We start from the raw sequence: 546 nt of genomic DNA on the forward strand, positions 1-546 counted from the left end.
CTGACAGTGACTCGGATTCCGACAGTGACTCGGATTCTGACAGCGATTCTGATACTGAAGCACCCACTGCAGCACAGAACATCACGGTTAATGACAATGTTGGTTCCATCACTGGTGTGCTTCATTCCGGTGATGTGACCGATGATACAACGCCGGAGATCAAAGGGACGGCAGAAGCGGGCGCCACGATAACGATTTATGACGGCGATACCGTACTGGGTTCAGTGGTTGTGGATCAGGATGGCAACTGGAGCTTTACTTTACCGGAGCTTAGCGAAGGTCCTCATAGCCTGAGCGCTACGGTGACCGACAAGGCCGGGAACGTCAGCGAGCGCTCTCCGGTGTTTGAGCTGACGGTGGATACAGTCGTGACTCCGGTCAGCGGTCTGCAGGTGACCGACGATGTGGCCGGGCATACCGGCCCGCTGGCCAGCGGCGATCTGACCAACGACGCCACGCCGGCCCTGAGCGGTACCGCCGAGGCGGGGGCCACGGTCACGATCTATGACGGTGACACGGTGCTGGGTACCGTGGTTGCCGGCGAGG

General features: G+C 59.5%; 1 protein-coding gene. It reads left to right on the plus strand.

Features of this window, described 5'->3' with window-relative positions; genetic code table 11:
* Positions 1 to 80: 80 nt before the first annotated feature.
* The coding region (locus HMPREF3178_RS30875; RefSeq protein WP_228705133.1) for an Ig-like domain-containing protein at positions 81 to 546 on the plus strand (466 nt) is incomplete at its 3' end.

It is taken from the genome of Klebsiella sp. HMSC09D12, assembly GCF_001808475.1.
GTDB classification, from domain to species: Bacteria; Pseudomonadota; Gammaproteobacteria; order Enterobacterales; family Enterobacteriaceae; genus Klebsiella; species Klebsiella oxytoca.